We start from the raw sequence: 16,576 nt of genomic DNA, 5'->3' as shown, positions 1-16,576 counted from the left end.
ATCTCAACTGCGGAGAACCCCCGTGCACGGTGTTTTTGTCGATGCCAATGAATCGCTGGCGGTGATTTTCGAGCGGCTGGAAAAGTCAGGCGATCCAAAGGTTCGCGTTAATCGCAACCCGGACATCACACCAGATCAATACCCGAAACTGCTGGATGGCGCCGCCATCGCCATCGTCGATCACACCGCGCTGCCGACCGAGGTGGCGAAGAAGTGCACCGGGCTGAAGCACGTGGTGTTCCTCGGCACCGGCGCGCGCAGCTACATGAACCCGGAAGAGCTCGGCGCGCTCGGCATCGACGTGCACCTGATCAAGGGCTATGGCGATACCGCGGTGGCCGAATGCGCCATCGCGCTGATGTGGGAAGCCGCGCGCGGCGTCGCGCGGATGGACCGCGAGATGCGCGCCGGCAACTGGCTGCGCGAGGACGCCATGCAACTCACCGGCAAGACGCTGGGCCTGATCGGCTTCGGCGGCATCGCCGCCGAAGTTGCGCGCATCGCATCCGGCAGCGGCATGCGCGTGATCGCCTGGAACCGGTCGCCGAAGAAACATCCAAAAGTCGAGTTTGTCGATCTCGACGAACTCCTGACCGAGAGCGATGTGGTGTCGATCCATCTGCTGCTCAACGACGAGACCCGCGGGCTGGTCTCGCGCGCCTGCATCGAGGCGATGAAGCCCGGCATGATCCTGGTCAACACCGCGCGCGGCGCCATCGTCGATGAAGCTGCGATGATCGATGCCTTGAAGTCAGGCCATATCCGCCACGCCGGCCTCGACGTCTTCAACGTAGAGCCGCTGCCGGCCGATCATCCGCTGACCAAGCTGCCGAACGTGACGCTGTCGGCTCATTCGGCGTTCCGAACGCCCGAGGCGAGCGAGAATTTGATTGGTGCGGCGTGGGCGCATTGCCGAAGGATTGCGAAGGGTTCGAAGTAGGCACGGACGCCCTTACTTCCCCTCTCCCCTTGTGTTCTCGGGAGAGGGGCGGATGTTGATGGAAGTTGTTTCCTAAAGGTGGATACAGCGTTGATATTGCTTGCGTCAACTGAGACGGACTTTCCCAAAATCGGTCGGCGCCGGAAATCTCACGGATGCTTCGCCGAGAGGTCGGGTCGGCATGGGGAAGTCGCAGCATTCCGGTCGTCGGCAGGCTTCAGCGCCGCCGTCCGAAGCACAGCCACAGATCGGTCGTGGCCGGCTTTCAGAAGCGGAACCGCAATCCGACCGTGGGAGCGATGTTGTTGCGCTGGAGAAAGCCGAAGGCCAATCCGCCATTCACCTGCGTGAACATGATCCCGGAATAGACATCCCACTTTGGTGCAAACCGCCAATCGATAGCGGCAGAGATCCCGTCGAACGTCCCGGCGCATTGCGGGTGCGAGCTGTCGGAGCAGAAGGCGGGCCCAGCAGCGGGGGTGCCGAAATAGGAATTCTGGATGTAGTGGTAATAGGCGCCGATCACATCCAGATTTTCGGTAACAGCGTACTTGGCGCCGGCCCACATGACCTGGAAAGTCTTGTTACCAAGACCGTTCACGCCGAAGGCGGTATTGTTGATATTCGTGTTGTTGACCGCATCACAACCCATACAAAGAAAGCTTCCCGAGATATCGGTAAAAGCGGTCTGCGGATTGCTGGGCGCCATATATCGAATATGTTCGTAACCGGCGTACACCTTCAGCGGTCCGTTGGTGTATTTGGCCACAAGCATCACGGCTTCATTGTCGGAGATCGTCGCTGTGAGCGTCTGTGGCAGGAACGGGGGTATCGGCACGCCATTGGCGTTATTGCTTCCCGGCGCAAGTGCGAGTGACACGGAATCTCTGACATGGCTGTAAATTGCGTCGAGCGAGAGCACACCTATGCCCCACGTTGAGATATCGCCGCCGGCCTGGAACTGGTATGCTCCATCGGAGGCATTGTTCTGGGCGTAGCCGCCGAACTGCCACAGTGCCGCCGCCCGGAACTGGCCGACGTTGATCCGATATTTCAGTGACGTCGAGTTTCTACAGTTTTCGGTATTGCCGCCGCCGCAGGTTATTCCCTGAAAGCCGATGGGTGAGAAGCCGTAAGAGGCGCCGAACGGATCGTAGTCGAAGACAGCATCCAGGGTCAGCGAGTTCTGTCGGAAAACGGTCAGGGTGCCATAGGTCGGAGAACTGACGCCGACATAACCCTGGCCGTTGAACCACTGGCCCGCTCGGCTTGAATCGGAGTAGGCGGTGGCAAAGTTTTGGGGGATGCCGGCGTTCGCAGCAATCGCTCCCGGTCCACTGGAGAATCGCAAGGAATACGGGTCGAAGCCGGCGTCCAGAGCAAAGACAACAGAGACGTTCCCGCCGATCGGCTCAGTTCCCTTGATTCCAATGAATGAATTGGACAACGCGTTGGGTGCAGGGCCCCACAGCGCCGAGTTGTTCTGTTTCTGGATTAAGTATGAGGCTCCGACAGCGGATCGTGGGTCCCACTGCGCGCCGTGGCTCTGCCAGCCGAACCCCGCGTCAATCGTGCCGTAGACCGTGATGCCCCGCCAGGTCAGCTGGCAGTCCGTGGCAATAAAGCTCCAACCGTCGGTGCACGGCTTGGGCGCGGAAGCCGCCGTTGCGGCGGAAGCCCCCGTCGGGACGACGTCGGCGGCCCGCGCCTCCACCCCGCAGAAGGCGCCAGCGGCCGCGAGGATCACTGCAGCAAAAATGCCGAGCTTTGCCATGCGAGCCTCCCTGGCTCAACAATGCATAATTGTAGGATGGTAAAGTTGGTTGGCAAGACAAAGTCGGCGCCATATGCAGCGACGACAAAAAATTCCGATGCGAGTGGCAACCGAGCCACAGTCATCTCAAAGGGCCAAAGGGGTTCGGCGGCGACAGTTGCTGTAGGGCGACCGCCGATGAGGGTCAGCTAATGAAATGGTCCGGCCGTGCTCCGGCCCTGCCAGCACGAGAAACTGGCAAAGGGCACTCAAGACAAGGAGCACGCCATGTCTCAGAAACTCAACGCAGTGATCGCCGTGATCGGCGTCGATATCGGCAAGAACTCGTTCCACATCGTGGGTCATGATCACCGCGGTGCCATCGTGCTGCGGCAGAAGTGGTCACGCGGCCAGGTGGAAACGCGGCTCGCCAACCTGCCGCCGTGCTTGATCGGTATGGAGGCCTGCGTCGGCGCGCATCATCTCAGTCGCAAGCTCCAAATGCTCGGCCACGACGCCCGACTGATGCCCGCGAAATACGTGCGCCCCTATTCGAAGGGACAGAAGAATGACTTCCGTGATGCGGAAGCCATCGCCGAGGCTGTCCAACGCCCGACCATGAAGTTCGTCGCGACCAAGACCGCCGACCAGCTCGACCTGCAGGCGCTGCACCGCGTGCGCGAGCGATTGGTCGGTCAGCGTACCGGCGTCATCAATCAGATCCGTGCGTTCCTGCTGGAGCGGGGCATCGCCGTGCGGCAAGGCCTGCGTTCGCTGCGGTCGGAGTTGCCGGGTATCCTCGCGAAGCGCACCGATGTGCTCTCGCCTCGCATGTTGCGCATTATCGAGGGTCTGGCGGGAGACTGGCGCCGGCTGGATGAGCGTATCGAGGGCCTATCTCGCGAGATCGAAACGCTGGCTCGTCAAGATAAGGCCTGCGAGCGACTGATGACGGTGCCCGGCATTGGCCCGATCATCTCGAGCGCAATGGTGGCCGCGATCAGAACTGGAGACGTGTTCTCGAAGGCCCGCGACTTCGGCGCCTGGTTTGGACTGGTGCCGAAGCAGATATCGACCGGTGACCGCACGATCCTCGGCAATAGATAAGGCGCGGCAATCGCTACCTGCGCGTTCTGTTCGTGCAAGCCGCGTGGGTTGTGCTGGTCAGGGTAAAGTGTTGGGAGCGCTATGGCCTCAAATCTTGGATCGAAGCCGCCAAGAAACGATCGCACCCAACGTGCTGGCGATTGCGCTCGCCAACAAGCTGGCCCCGGGCCGTTCTCAACAAGGGACGCGCCTTCGAGTGCGTCAAGACGGAGGAGACGACGTCCAAGCGCCGAAGAGTGTGGTCGCGTCGCCGCAGTTCCTTTTTTCCTTCGCCGGAAGGCATTTTGTGATTCGCGCCTGCTGCTGGCGCTATGAAGTCTATGAGCACCGCGGCGGGTCCATTCATAGCCAATTGATTTTGAGCCCGGTGGCCGCTGGATGCAAGGTCCAACGGCCTTTTCGCGCTATGCCTGCGAAGTATCGAACAGCGCTCAGCGAGCCCCAATGTCCGCTTTGAAGCGCATTACGGACTCAAGTCGGACATCGCGCCACGTCCGACAAGTACCACTTTCGGAAGTCGCCGCGCCCATTCGATTATTTCGTCCGAGCGGACGAACGAGATGGGGCGGCTCCCGATTGGTTACAGGTCGCGCAGCCTTCTGGTGTGCGACACCGCATAGGATGGTGAACGAAACAGAAGAATTGGATCGTTGGTCGCCTCAATCCCATCGGCCATCATTAGCGGATCAAAATTTATCTTGTAACTTCCAGCCTTGGGGTCTGGCATTGCTGACGAAAGCGTCAATGTTCCAGCCCTTACTTCCTTTCGATTGTTGGGCCACAGTATTGTCGGGTCGTCCTCGGGATCGCCTGGCTGGCCGATTGTCACCAGCATGTCCCATCGCACCGGACCCCGATGCGTGCGGTGGATGAATGCCTTTTCGAGAAAATCTCGCGGCATGGACTTCTGCTCGGCATCGGAGAGCTGTTTTTCACCATCATGCGGCACGAAGCGCCACCGGACCATGGTGACCTTGTTATCCCTGTTGACGAACTTGAAGGTGTGAATGCCGTAAAAGGAGCAGTTGGCATAGCTTGGCGGTGGGTTGGTGGTCTGGAGGAAATGAAACTGCGACGTATTGTCGGGGTGGCTGTTGAGGAACGCCTTAAATTTTTCGGGATCAGGCTTCCCGGTTGCGGGGTCCGGTCTCAGCGCGAGGAATTTATCGAGAAATGTCTTCGGCATCGTTGCGAAGAACATCGGCGTGTGAATCATCGTGATGTGATGCAGACTGCCGCCCGGCAGCCGGAATTGAAGGCCAAGCCCCCGCGGACTTTTTTCCGTATCAGAGGCTTCAGGATCACCACCAGCCAGGGAAAACCGCGCGACAACCTCGATCTCCTGTCCGGAAAATAGCAGCGAGCGCGAATATTCCGCTGCCTCCGGTGCGCCGACAAATATGCCCAGCGCTCCGAACCCCTTAGTATGATTTCGCCGCTTGCCTCGATTGACGCCGTAAGCTGCTTCGAGCGTATTCACGACGTTGTCAGCGGTCGCTTCGAAGGTCTTTTCCGCGATCTCGCTGTTCGGCTGGGCGGCCGCCGCTGGCGATACGAGCGATGACGAGGCGATGGCTTGTCCCATCGCTCCCGCAATTGATAAACTTCCGACTGTCGTAAGGACCTGCCTGCGGCTGTGGCCTTCATTTCCATTGGACATTGAACACTCCTGTTTTGCGATGACTTCATCGGTTGCACTGTGTGTGACTCACGGGAGATAGCGGCCCGCGCGGACCTGCCAATTAAATACGAATTCATTCTTGAGCCTGATTTGACGGCCGTTGTCTTTGGATGAAAGCGATTTGAGACGTCGAACTCGGACATTGCTCGACGCAGTCGGCATGTCTCAAAGGTGCCGATCCATTGCGCGATTGAGCGCCTCGGCGCCGTCGTCTCACGACCTGTCCTTGGCGGCCTTCACCATAAGTATTGCAGAATCTGAACTAATTTTCGGCACACACTGGGACTGACTTACCGGTTGCCAAAGCTTGCTACGGATCAGCAGAGAGCCTGGTGAGGCAGCCAAGACGTTGCGGTTTTGACAGAAACTGGCGCGCCGTTCAGAATAAAACGACGAACTCCTGTAAGAAGCGAACGCGCAGGCCTCACCAGATTCGAGTTCAAAAAAGCATCGATCAGCGCATCAGGGTTGGGCCTGCGATAAACCCGGATCTGTCGAGATCGGACGCAGTCCGTTGGATTCCCGTGCCGCGGCGGCGATCGCGGGCTCTGGGAGCCGGATGGGCGGAATTGCCTGGTAGTTTTCCCATCCGCCACCGAGTGCCTTGTAGAGCGCGACCAACTGTACGCCTGCCACCCGCCGGGAGATCTCGTATTGGGCTTCGATTTCAAACCGCTGTCGCTCGGCGTCGAGGACGTTGAGGAAGTCTGTCAGACCTCTCTCGTAGCGCTCGGTCGAAAGCCTGACTGCGTCAAGCGCGGCACCGCGGGCGCGGGAAAGGCTGTTCAGCCGACTCTGTTCGGCGTTGTAACCCGCAATCGCCTGGTCTACCTCCTGCACGGCACCTAGCACATTCGCCTTGTATCGAAGCAGCACTTCGCGGGCCCGATAGTCAGCCACCTCGATACGCGCATCCAGGGTCCCGAAGTCCAGGACCGGCCAGTAGAGCGCCGGACCAATCCCGCCGATGAACGTAATGGGTGTTCCGGTAGCTGCACGCGGACCGCCCTGCCCGCCCACGGCACCTGTCACAGCCACGCGCGGGAAAAGATCGGCGATTGCAGATCCCATGCGGGCTGTCGCGGCCCCTATCTCAAATTCCGCTTGCTGGATGTCCGCACGCCGCTGCAACAGACTGACCGGCAGCCCGGTCGGAACCTTGGCCGGAAAACGTGGAGCGGGTCCATCCGCCCTGAGTTCTTTCGCCAACGTCTCCGGATACTGTCCGAGCAAGGCGGCGATGACGTAGCGGCTTGACTGGACCTGGCCCGTGAGCGGTCCGAGGCCGGCCTCGAAGGCGGCCAGCTGGCGTTGCGCCAGCGTCACATCGAGCTCGTTGGTGAGTCCCTGGTTGAAGCGGTCCTGCACGAACTGGAGACGCCGCCGGGCAGATTCGATGTTGCTGCGGGTTACAGCGGCCTGCGCCTGAAAACCCCGCAGCTCGATGTACGCGCGAGCAACGTTGGCGATGACCGATACGAGAACCGCGTCGCGGGCCTTCGCGGCCGCCAGTGCATCCAAATGGGAGGCCTCGATCTCGCGACGCAGCTTGCCAAAGATATCGAGCTCCCACGCGGCATCGAAGCCGCCGGCTTCGTTTATGTGATTATAGCCGGTCGTATTGGCCGCACTATGCAGCGTGTCCGCGATGCGTGCGCGAGTATTGTCGGTGCCGGTTCCAACAGCAGCGCCCGACGACAACGAGCCCTTCGGAAGAGCCGCGCCAATCGCGACGAATTGCTGAGCACGGGCCTGCTGCAATCGCGCAAGCGCGATCGCGATATCGGGATTGGCCGCGATTGACCGCTCGACAAGCGAAACAAGTTGAGGGTCCCGGAAGGAGCGCCACCATTGCGTGAGATTGACGCTTGCCACGAGCTCGGAGGCCGGGGCGGTCTTACTGGTGTTCACACTAGCGAGGTAGCGTTCCGGAAGCCCCGTTTCGGGAAGCTGGAAATCAGGGCCTACGGAACAAGCCGACAGACCTGCGGCTCCGCAGCACGCAATCCAACCTCTAAATACCCGCCTGGAAAGGAGTGAACTCATATTGTCCCCCCGCCATTATCAAAGGCTTCGACAAATCTGGATTCATTTCATTCCGACGCTTTCACGTCGCGACGTTCTCCGACTCACTCCCCCGAAGGCCGACCACTGGGCTCATGCCCATCAACCTTCATTCCAAAGACGATTTAGCTGCTAAGGTTCACGCAACCTTATCACCTGCCTTGGGCAAGATTCGGCCTGCGCGACATCTCCATCGTCTATCCGGTCTTGCCCCCTTCGAAACTCTACCACAATTCTTTCCGTCAATGATCGCAATCTGACGGGAGGGTGCGTGGCCGACGCAAGCCCAGCTCTAGTTCGCTTCAGCTTCCTTTTCTGACCCATCCGGCGCGTTGCCTGGGGCGGGATGGCCGGCAATGCGCACGACGTCGCCGGATCCAAGCGAATCGGGCGGGCTATCGACGACCCTGTCGGTCGGCATGAGACCGCCCGTCACTTCGACCTGGACGCCAAGGTTCCGACCCAAACTGATCTTCTTCAGCGTGACCTTTTCGTCGTCGCCGATCACGGCGACTTCCAGACCATCTTGCCGGAACAATATCGCGCTGGCCGGCATCAGCATGGTGCTGGGATCGCTCGGAAGGTTCAACTGAGCTTCGACATAGGTGCCTGGCTGAAGCAGCCCATCCGGATTGTCTGCCTGAAGCTCGACCAGCAGGGTTCGCGACGACATGTTGACCGAGCGTGAAGTCGTCGTGGCCTTGGCCGTAAAGACCTTGCCCGGATATTGCGGCAGGCGCAGCTCGACCGTCAGGCCCCGGTGAATGTTTGCGGCCTGCCGCTGGGGCACCTTGACGTAGATGCGCACCTTGTGAATGTCCGCAACGCTGAACAGTTCCCGCGCCGTGCCATTGCTACCGGCATTGATGAGCGCGCCGATGTCGGTTTCGCGCGCGGTCACAACGCCATCGAAGGGGGCGATCACCTGCTTGAAGGCTTGCAGCGATTCCAGGCGATCAACATCGGCCTGGGCCATAACCATATCGGCTTTGGCCGCGTTGAGGCGCGCCATGCCGCTCTGATAGTCCGCCTGTTTCGCGTCCTGTTCCTGGACCGATACCACGCCGCGCGGCGAGTCCCGCCAGCGCTCGTAGGTCGTCTTGGCGAACTGGGCTTCGGCGTCCCGAACCTTGACCGCGGCGCTTGCCGCATTGAGCTTGGCCTTGGCGGCCGTCAGTTGGGCGTCAATTTCCGGCGTCTCGATATCCGCGAGCACCTGACCTTTCTTCACCTGAGCGCCGAAGTCGAAGTACCAGTTCTTCAGATAGCCGTTGACCCTCGCGTAAATCGGCGCTTCGTACCAGGCATGGATATCGCCCGGCAGGACGACTTGCTGCTCCGGCGCGCCTTTGGTGGGATGAACAATGTTGACAGTCGGTATCGCGGCAGCATCGGTCCATGCAGCGACCGCCTTCTCTTGCGACTGACGAAGTAAGATTCCATCAAGTGCGACCGCCATCACAAGGACGACGGCGCTTACGCTGAGCAGTCGCGGCATCTTGCGTGGCCGCGGCTTCGCCGGGATGGATTCTTGAGCCTTGTCGCCGTGTTCCGACACATCGTTTCTCCCATTCAGGTGGCAGGTTCCGCGGTCTGCTCGGAAGGCGGTCCGCCCTCGGGCGCGTGAGTGTGGCGGCCATGCAGAAGGCTGAACACCGTTGGAACGAAGAACAGCGTGGCCAACGTTGCAACGAGTAGCCCGCCGATGACGGCTCGCCCAAGCGGAGCGTTCTGCTCGCCGCCTTCACCCATCGCGAATGCCATGGGCAGCATGCCGATGACCATCGCAAGGGCGGTCATCAGCACCGGTCGAAAACGGGTGAACCCGGCTTCGAGCGCAGCGGCTGTCGCGTCCAAACCTTCCTCGAGCTTTTCGCGCGCGAAACTGACCAGCAAAATGCTGTTTGCTGTCGCGATGCCCATGCACATCAGGGCCCCCGTCAGAGCAGGAACCGACAACGTCGTCTCGGTAATGAACAGCATCCAGACAATGCCGGCGAGTGCCCCAGGCAACGCCGAAATGATAATGAGCGGATCGAGCCAGGATTGGAAATTGACCGCGATCACCAGATAGATCAGCACGATCGCGCCGAGCAGGCCGAGATAGAGCTGGTCATAGGCGCTCGTCATCGTCTGGACCTGCCCGCGCAGCGCCACATAGGAGCCGGGCGGGACGTCCTTTTTGGTCTCGCTGATAATGCGGCGGATGTCGGAGGCGATCGCGCCAAGATCCCGTGCTTGGGTGGCGCCGTAGATATCGATCACCGGCTGAGCGTCGTAATGCGATACGACTCCCGCGCTCGGACCGAAGGAAAAGTCGGCCAGCCCGCCGAGATATTGCGGCGTTCCGGATTTATCGGACGTGATCGGAACATTGGCGAGATCGGACATGGTGTCGATGCGGTACTGCGGCACCTGCGCCACGATCGGGTAGGAAACGCCGTTCTTGGTATTGAGCCAGAAATTCGGCTTCACCTGACCGCTGCCGGACAGCGTGACCAGAAGGCTGTTGGCGACGTCGCGCTGGCTCAGCCCGACCTCGTCCGCAAGCGTCCGATCGACCGCAACATTGATTTGCGGATAGCTGTAGGTTTGCTGGATGCGCAGGTCGGCGATCCCGGGCACCTTGCGGATGCGCTTGAGGAGGTCAGTCGCATACGCGTAATTGGCTTCCTGCTTCGTTCCGATCACTTGCAGATCAATCGGCGCCGGCAGGCCGAAATTAAGGATCTGCGTAACGATGTCGGCCGGAAGGAATGCGAACGTTGTGCCGGGGAATGCCTGTGGCAGCAGGGTCCGCAACCGCTTGACGTAGGAGGCCGTCGGCGAGTGGTTCTCGTGTAGCGAAATGAGGATATCGGCATCCGAGGGACCGATCGTGCCGGTGTTGCTATAGGCGACGTTGATGCCGCTGATCGGCAGTCCGATGTTGGTCACGGTGCTCGCGAGCTGATCCGGCGGGATCATCTGACGAATTTTCTGCTCGACCTCGTGGCACAGGCTCGCGGTTTCCTCGATTCTCGTTCCTGCCTGCGAGCGCACATGGATCAGGATTTGCCCTGCATCGACCGACGGAAAGAAATTCTGCCCGAGAAACGGCACCAGGACGAACGACGACACGGTACAAGCCAGGAATCCGGCGACAAACAACTTGGGACGCCCGAGAGCGCCGGAGAGAAATCTGTGGTAGGCGTCGCGGATTTGCTCAAACCGATACTCGAATCCGAGTTGGAAACGCTTCAGCGGATTTCGCGATGGAGCGGCCGGGCATGCGGAACCATCGGCGCCGTGGGCAAGGTGCGACACACGCAGCAAATAATTCGCCAGCGTCGGGACTAAGGTGCGGGACAGCAGGAACGAGCCGAGGAGGGCGAAAACGACGGCTTCCGCCAACGGCCTAAACAGATAGCCGACGACGCCGGCAAGCTGGAACATCGGTGCGAACACGATGCAGATGCAGACCAGTGTGACGAAGGCAGGAACGACGATCTGCCGGGCTCCGTCCATGATTGCCGATTCCAGCGACTTGCCCTGTTCGAGATGCCAGTTGATATTCTCAAGGGTGACGGTGCCGTCATCGACCAGGATTCCAACCGCAAGCGCGAGCCCCCCGAGCGTCATCACATTGATCGTTTCGCCCAACAACGACAGCGTGGCGAGCGAAAATAGAATAGCGAGCGGGATCTCGATCATGATGATGATGGTCGAGCGCCAACTTCCGAGGAACAGCAGGATCATCAATCCGGTCAACGCCGCCGCAATGGCGCCTTCGCGAACCACGCCGGTGACGGCGGCCCTAATAAAGGGCGACTGGTCACCAACGGTGTGGAGGTCGAGCCCAGACGGCAATCCCGCCTCGATCCTGGGCAGCCGCGCCTTGACGCCGGCGATAATGTCCAGAGTCGAGGCCGACCCGGCATTCAGGATCGACATCAGCACGGCCTTGGCGCCATTAACCCGAACGATATTGGTCTGCGGCGGCGAGCCGTCATGCGCATAGGCGACGTCGCGGACATGAATGACTGTGCCGTCGACCTTCTTCACCGGGAGGTCATTGATCCGGTCCAGCACAGTTGGGCTGGCATTGAGGCCAACGTTCCACTCGAATTTGCCGATCTTTTGTGTACCGGCTGGAAGGACCAAATTTTGCGCGGAGATCGCGTTGACGACATCGTCGGCCGACACATTGTGCGATTGCATCGCCCGCTGATCGAGGTCGACCTGAGCCTGAAGAATTTTGCCGCCATAAGGGGAAGGCAGGGCGGCGCCATTTACGGTTGCGAGCTGCGGGCGAATGGAATTTTGGCCAAGATCGAATAGCTGATCTTGGGGAAGCTTCTTGCTCGAGAGCGCCAGATTGAGGATCGGCACGCTCGAGGCATTGTAGCTGAGGACATAGGGTGGAGTGATGCCAGCCGGCAGGAGCTTTAGGACGGTCTGCGATACGGCGGTCACCTGAGCGAGCGCAGCCCCGATGTCGACACCCTTCTGGAAGAAGATCTTGACGACGCCGTAGCCGCTCAGCGACTGCGACTCGACATGCTCGATGCCGTTGACCTGCGAGGTCAGCTGGCGTTCGTAATAGTAGATGACCCGGTCGGACATGTCCTTCGGCAGCAGCCCGGAATAGGTCCAGACGACACTGACGACAGGAATATTGATTTTGGGAAATATGTCGGTCGGTGTCCGTAGCGCCGACAACGAACCGAAGATCGCAATGAGAAATGCCAACACGATGAACGTGTAGGGCCGCTTGAGGGCTACCTGAACAATCCACATTTGTATAGCCCCTCCGGCCCGTCCGACGATTGCTCTTTCCGCGTTGACATATTCTTTGGGCGCAAGATTTCCCCACAAACGAGCGCATCATGATGGACGGTCCACATCCAGCCGACGCCGTGGACCGCATAATGTCGCCTCGGGGGACAAGCGTTGCGTGGTTGCCCGGAACGTTATCTAGGTCGCGGGTCTATTTGCGCGATTAAATATTGGTTTAGGGTTGCTCATATTGTTCTGAGTGGTCGCAGGATCAGATCCTATTTTCCGATCGACTGCGATTAGGTATTCCGCGGCACGCCAAGTCGTATCGTTCGGCGAAGGCCTGACAGGACCGGCTCTTTGAGTACGGAGGGCTGATAGCCGAAGGAGAAGCGGTCCGCCGCTTTCTGCCATGCCGCAGGGTCTGCGCCATCCTGCGTCTCGACGGTACTGATCCCACTGCGCAGGAGAAACGCGCACTGGTCCGGTAGGATGTTGCCCGTCGCTCTGATCTCGGCAGAAAACGCCAGGCGCTCGCGCAGGCTACGGGCCTGAGTAAAACCGCGCTCGTCACGAAACGTCGGGGAAATTGACAGCAACGAGAGACAGTCGGTCGAGATAGGGCGCCAGAACCTCTGCCGGTTGGTCAACCGGCAGGGCGACGCCGAGACGCAGATGCGGTGCAGTTCGAACGGCCTCGTCTTGCTTCAAGCGAGACAGGTTCAAAATCAAAATACAGGGGCCCGAAGGCAATGCCGCGTCGTCCGCCGTGCTCGACAACTGCGCCGACGACATCGCGTTCCGTAAACATACCAACCGCGGTGTTGCCCTGAGTCCGGCAACATCCTTAACCACAAGGGCGCTCATATTGTCGGCGCGTATCAACTTGGGCGGCAACGACGACGGTTTCGTTCATTAGACCCGTCGCAACGCGAGCGATTTTCTTGCGCAAGATGTCTCCGAACTTGCATCTCAATACTCCCTCAGATGGCCTGCTCCCAGCTCCCGTCAATGTCAGAACGCATTCTTGAATCGCGCGACATAGTCGGGGCTTCCGTAGACCCACATAGGCTCGTCGCATTGGCTCGGGCCGTGGTCGGTCATACAGGCAGCGCTCCAAGGCGGAGCCGCGACCTCGCGGCCCTCGATGCCGAATGTCTGCGACGGAATCCTGCTTTCGTGCGTTCGCGCCTGAACCGTAGCCGGCGTAGCGAGTGACGGTACTAGCAGCAGCGCCGCCAAAAGATATTTCGTCTTCATCGTTTGGCTCCTCGTTTGCGGGAGCCTCATATTGACTGCTCTCCGTCGCCAAAACTGGATGCCCGCAGCACTCGAAATCGGATCATCGAGCTGCGCGCGAGCGCTAACGAGAAAGATAAGAACGATGCACGGGACGACCATTAAATTGATTTTTAAGGCATTAAATTCGAATTGAAATCGGCAAGAACCGCAAAAGAAGGAATGTTAGATGATCGCCTGTCAGCATTGCTTCAGTAAAACCGCTGCTGATGTCGCTTGCGTTATGCGCGAAGGATCATTCGCCGCCAACTCGCATCCAAGTCCGCGCGCGCCCGAAGCCGACCTGCTTTCAAGGCCGTAACCGGCCACACATTGCCCTAGTCCTCTGCAACCAAGGATTCGCGGCATTCCGGGAAGCGGGCGATGACGCGGGCATCGAGCCGGTCGGTCTTCTCGAGAACTCCCATCGACTCGGCGTAGCGGCGGACGCTGCGCGGATTGGTCAGGGCGCAAGACAGACCCGCCTCCCACAACGACAAAAACGCCAGGCGTTCATAACCCCCGGTCGCTTCCATCACCACCAGTCCCGCCTGATGCTGACGGCAGAATGCCGCCAACTCGGCGATCCCGGCGGCACTATTGTCGAAACTCGCGAAGACCGCCCCGGGCTCAATGCACGCATCGAGCCTGGCCTTCGAAACATCCACTCCACAAATGATCCTCATCACGGTAACCTGCCTTGTTCGTGCGATCGTGATCCAGCGACTGTTCGGTCGTGCGTGACAACGGCGAAGATCCCAGGCTCACCCACGGTTGTTGCCGGAGGGGTATCGGGCGACATCGCCGCGCGCTTTGGCCGGTGGCCACCGGCCAAAGCGCTCAGTCGCTTCCATCGCACATTTTGCTCAATGGGCAGATACAAGGGTTCTTTCCGCGGATAGAGACCCCTCATCCGGCGCGGCCTTCGTCCGCGCCACCTTCTCCCACAGGGGGAGAAGGAAAGAAGTCCCTACTCCACCATGTCCGCCACCGCCTTGCCGCACGCGGTCGTATCCGCATTGCCGCCGAGATCGCGGGTACGCAGCGTGCGTTCGCCGAGGGTGCGCTCGATGGCGCCGACGATCGAGGCCGCCGCAGTTTTCTCGCCGAGATGCTCCAGCATCATCGCGCCCGACCAGATCATGCCGATCGGATTGGCGATGCCCTGGCCTGCGATATCGGGCGCGGAGCCGTGCACGGGCTCGAACACCGACGGGAAGTTACCTTCCGGATTGATATTGCCCGATGGCGCAATCCCGATGGTGCCGGTGCAGGCGGGGCCGAGATCGGACAGGATATCGCCGAACAGATTGGAGCCGACCACGACGTCGAACCAGTCCGGGTGCAGCACGAAATTCGCGGTCAGGATATCGATGTGATATTTGTCCCACCTCACCTTCGGATAGCTTTTGGCCATCGCCTCCACGCGCTCATCCCAATACGGCATGGTGATCGAAATGCCGTTGGATTTCGTGGCCGAGGTCAGGTGCTTCTTCGCGCGTGACTGCGCCAGATCGAACGCGAATTTGAGGATGCGGTCGACACCGATGCGGGTCATCACGGTCTGTTGCGTGACGAATTCGCGGTCGGTGTCCGGGAACATCCGCCCGCCGACCGAGGAATATTCGCCTTCGGTATTCTCGCGCACCACCCAGAAATCGATATCGCCGGGCTTGCGGCCCGCAAGCGGCGACGGCACGCCGGGCATCAGCCGCACCGGACGCAAATTGACGTACTGGTCGAATTCCCGGCGGAATTTGATCAGCGAGCCCCACAAGGAAATGTGATCGGGGATTTTTGCGGGCCAGCCGACCGCGCCGAAATAGATCGCGTCATGCTTGCCGATTTGTGCCTTCCAGTCCTCCGGCATCATCTCGCCGTGCTTTTCGTAATAGTCGTAGGACGCGAAGTCGAAATGGTCGAAATGCACGGCCACGCCGTGCTTTTTCGCGGCCGCTTCCAGCACGCGCAGGCCTTCCGGGACCACTTCCTTGCCGATGCCGTCGCCGGGAATGACCGCGATCCGATACTGCTTTTTGCTCATTGGGATTTCCTTAAGATAACTCGCCGCGCCGCTAATGCCGCTTATTTGATGGCCTTGCAATGGACCAATCCTTGCCGTGGCGCAACGCTGCACTGCAATGTTGACCATCACACCACCGGCCGCTTACCAATTCAGCCGACCTGCCGACATCCCCCAGCAAGCGAGCATTCCCATGGATCTGCATTTGCGCGGCAAGCGCGTCCTGATCACCGGCGCCTCGAAGGGCATTGGCGCTGCCGCGGCCGAAGCCTTCGCCGAGGAAGGCTGCGACCTTCATCTCGCTGCCCGCAGCGGCGATGCGCTCAAGGCGCTCACCGAGCGCCTGCGTTCCACCCATCAGATCAGCGCCACGGCCCATGTCGTCGACCTCCGAAATGCCGCCGATCTTGCAAAACTAGCGAAGGACGCCGCCGACATCGACATCCTCGTCAACAATGCCGGCGATATCCCGGGCGGCTCGATCGACAAGATCGATGAGGTGACCTGGCGGCACGCCTGGGAACTCAAAGTGTTCGGCTATATCAACCTGACCCGCGCGATCTATGCGCAGATGAAGGCGCGCGGCCACGGCGTGATCGTCAACGACATCGGTGCGGCCGGTGAAAAATTCGACGCCAATTACATCTGCGGCAGCGCCGGCAACGCCGCCCTGATGGCCTTCACCCGCGCGCTCGGGGGAAAGAGCCTGGCCGACAATATCCGCGTGGTCGGCATCAATCCCGGCCCGGTCGGTACCGACCGCCACGTCACGCTCTTGAAGACCCGCGCCAAACATCAGTTCGGCGACGAGAACCGCTACAAGGAATTCCAGAAAGGCATGCCGCTCGGCCGGGCCGCCCACGCGCGCGAGATCGGCGACCTGATGGCGTTCCTGGCTTCCGATCGCTCGGGGTATACTTCGGGGGTGATTTACACGGTGGACGGCGGCATCAGCGCGGGGTGGGGGTAGTT

The 16,576-nt window shown here is 60.2% G+C and carries 11 protein-coding genes and 3 pseudogenes; 3 read left to right on the top strand and 11 right to left on the bottom strand.

All coding sequences use genetic code 11. From position 1 onward, the window contains the following. Nucleotides 1–22 precede the first annotated feature (22 nt). Nucleotides 23–940, top strand: coding sequence for an NAD(P)-dependent oxidoreductase (locus V1289_RS38265; RefSeq protein ID WP_334404089.1), 918 nt, complete (start codon nt 23–25; stop codon nt 938–940). 265 nt (nt 941–1,205) lie between these two features. On the opposite strand, the gene V1289_RS38260 is transcribed toward V1289_RS38265, so the two are convergent. Then, nucleotides 1,206–2,714: a porin gene (locus V1289_RS38260; RefSeq protein ID WP_334404088.1), complete on the bottom strand. Its 1,509-nt coding sequence runs from the start codon at nt 2,712–2,714 to the stop codon at nt 1,206–1,208. Between the two features lie 267 nt (nt 2,715–2,981). On the opposite strand from V1289_RS38260, the pseudogene V1289_RS38255 reads away from it, so the two are divergent. Then, nucleotides 2,982–4,090: pseudogene (locus V1289_RS38255) on the top strand (IS110 family transposase). Nucleotides 4,091–4,380: 290 nt separating this feature from the next. On the opposite strand, the gene V1289_RS38250 reads toward V1289_RS38255, so the two are convergent. The 10 genes and pseudogenes from V1289_RS38250 to V1289_RS38210 form a co-directional block, all read right to left on the bottom strand. After that, complete coding sequence (locus V1289_RS38250) at nt 4,381–5,460, bottom strand: catalase family peroxidase (protein ID WP_334404086.1); 1,080 nt, start codon at nt 5,458–5,460, stop codon at nt 4,381–4,383. A gap of 483 nt (nt 5,461–5,943) precedes the next feature. After that, nucleotides 5,944–7,527 (bottom strand): efflux transporter outer membrane subunit, encoded by a 1,584-nt coding sequence (locus V1289_RS38245; protein ID WP_334404084.1) that lies wholly within the window; start codon nt 7,525–7,527, stop codon nt 5,944–5,946. Between the two features lie 310 nt (nt 7,528–7,837). Beyond that, nucleotides 7,838–9,103 carry an efflux RND transporter periplasmic adaptor subunit gene (locus tag V1289_RS38240; protein ID WP_334404082.1) on the bottom strand — a complete coding sequence of 422 codons (1,266 nt, stop codon included), beginning with the start codon at nt 9,101–9,103 and terminating at the stop codon, nt 7,838–7,840. Nucleotides 9,104–9,117: 14 nt separating this feature from the next. Then, on the bottom strand, nt 9,118–12,324 hold the full coding sequence (locus V1289_RS38235; RefSeq protein ID WP_334404080.1) for an efflux RND transporter permease subunit: 3,207 nt from the start codon (nt 12,322–12,324) through the stop codon (nt 9,118–9,120). Nucleotides 12,325–12,602: 278 nt separating this feature from the next. Further along, nucleotides 12,603–12,902 (bottom strand): DUF934 domain-containing protein, encoded by a 300-nt coding sequence (locus tag V1289_RS50035; RefSeq protein ID WP_442896118.1) that lies wholly within the window; start codon nt 12,900–12,902, stop codon nt 12,603–12,605. Beyond that, nucleotides 12,874–13,098 carry a hypothetical protein gene (locus tag V1289_RS38230; protein ID WP_334408035.1) on the bottom strand — a complete coding sequence of 75 codons (225 nt, stop codon included), beginning with the start codon at nt 13,096–13,098 and terminating at the stop codon, nt 12,874–12,876. The genes V1289_RS50035 and V1289_RS38230 overlap by 29 nt, the downstream gene beginning before the upstream one ends. Then, nucleotides 13,070–13,219, bottom strand: a pseudogene (locus V1289_RS38225) (CBS domain-containing protein); the annotation flags it as partial. The pseudogene V1289_RS38225 and the gene V1289_RS38230, both read right to left, overlap by 29 nt. 98 nt (nt 13,220–13,317) lie before the next feature. Further along, a complete protein-coding gene (locus V1289_RS38220) occupies nt 13,318–13,563 on the bottom strand; it encodes a hypothetical protein (protein ID WP_309183646.1) in 246 nt (81 codons plus the stop codon). A gap of 392 nt (nt 13,564–13,955) precedes the next feature. Further along, a pseudogene (locus V1289_RS38215) lies at nt 13,956–14,270 on the bottom strand (IS110 family transposase); the annotation flags it as partial. Nucleotides 14,271–14,551: 281 nt separating this feature from the next. After that, on the bottom strand, nt 14,552–15,625 hold the full coding sequence (locus V1289_RS38210) for a tartrate dehydrogenase (RefSeq protein WP_334404078.1): 1,074 nt from the start codon (nt 15,623–15,625) through the stop codon (nt 14,552–14,554). Nucleotides 15,626–15,797: 172 nt separating this feature from the next. Between V1289_RS38210 and V1289_RS38205 the strand changes: the two genes are divergently transcribed. Beyond that, on the top strand, nt 15,798–16,574 hold the full coding sequence (locus V1289_RS38205; RefSeq protein WP_334404076.1) for an SDR family oxidoreductase: 777 nt from the start codon (nt 15,798–15,800) through the stop codon (nt 16,572–16,574). Nucleotides 16,575–16,576: the final 2 nt, after the last annotated feature.

Source organism: Bradyrhizobium sp. AZCC 2289 (assembly GCF_036924615.1).
GTDB lineage: Bacteria > Pseudomonadota > Alphaproteobacteria > Rhizobiales > Xanthobacteraceae > Bradyrhizobium.
This window is presented reverse-complemented; position numbering and strand designations above follow the sequence as displayed.

What these genes read in the sequence shown, in the direction of transcription:
- V1289_RS38245 (WP_334404084.1), bottom strand. Translation starts at nt 7,527, where the DNA reads ATGAGTTCACTCCTTTCCAGGCGGGTATTTAGAGGTTGGATTGCGTGC.
- V1289_RS38220 (WP_309183646.1), bottom strand. Translation starts at nt 13,563, where the DNA reads ATGAAGACGAAATATCTTTTGGCGGCGCTGCTGCTAGTACCGTCACTC.
- V1289_RS38235 (WP_334404080.1), bottom strand. Translation starts at nt 12,324, where the DNA reads ATGTGGATTGTTCAGGTAGCCCTCAAGCGGCCCTACACGTTCATCGTG.
- V1289_RS38230 (WP_334408035.1), bottom strand. Translation starts at nt 13,098, where the DNA reads ATGTCGTCGGCGCAGTTGTCGAGCACGGCGGACGACGCGGCATTGCCT.
- V1289_RS38210 (WP_334404078.1), bottom strand. Translation starts at nt 15,625, where the DNA reads ATGAGCAAAAAGCAGTATCGGATCGCGGTCATTCCCGGCGACGGCATC.
- V1289_RS38250 (WP_334404086.1), bottom strand. Translation starts at nt 5,460, where the DNA reads ATGTCCAATGGAAATGAAGGCCACAGCCGCAGGCAGGTCCTTACGACA.
- V1289_RS38205 (WP_334404076.1), top strand. Translation starts at nt 15,798, where the DNA reads ATGGATCTGCATTTGCGCGGCAAGCGCGTCCTGATCACCGGCGCCTCG.
- V1289_RS38260 (WP_334404088.1), bottom strand. Translation starts at nt 2,714, where the DNA reads ATGGCAAAGCTCGGCATTTTTGCTGCAGTGATCCTCGCGGCCGCTGGC.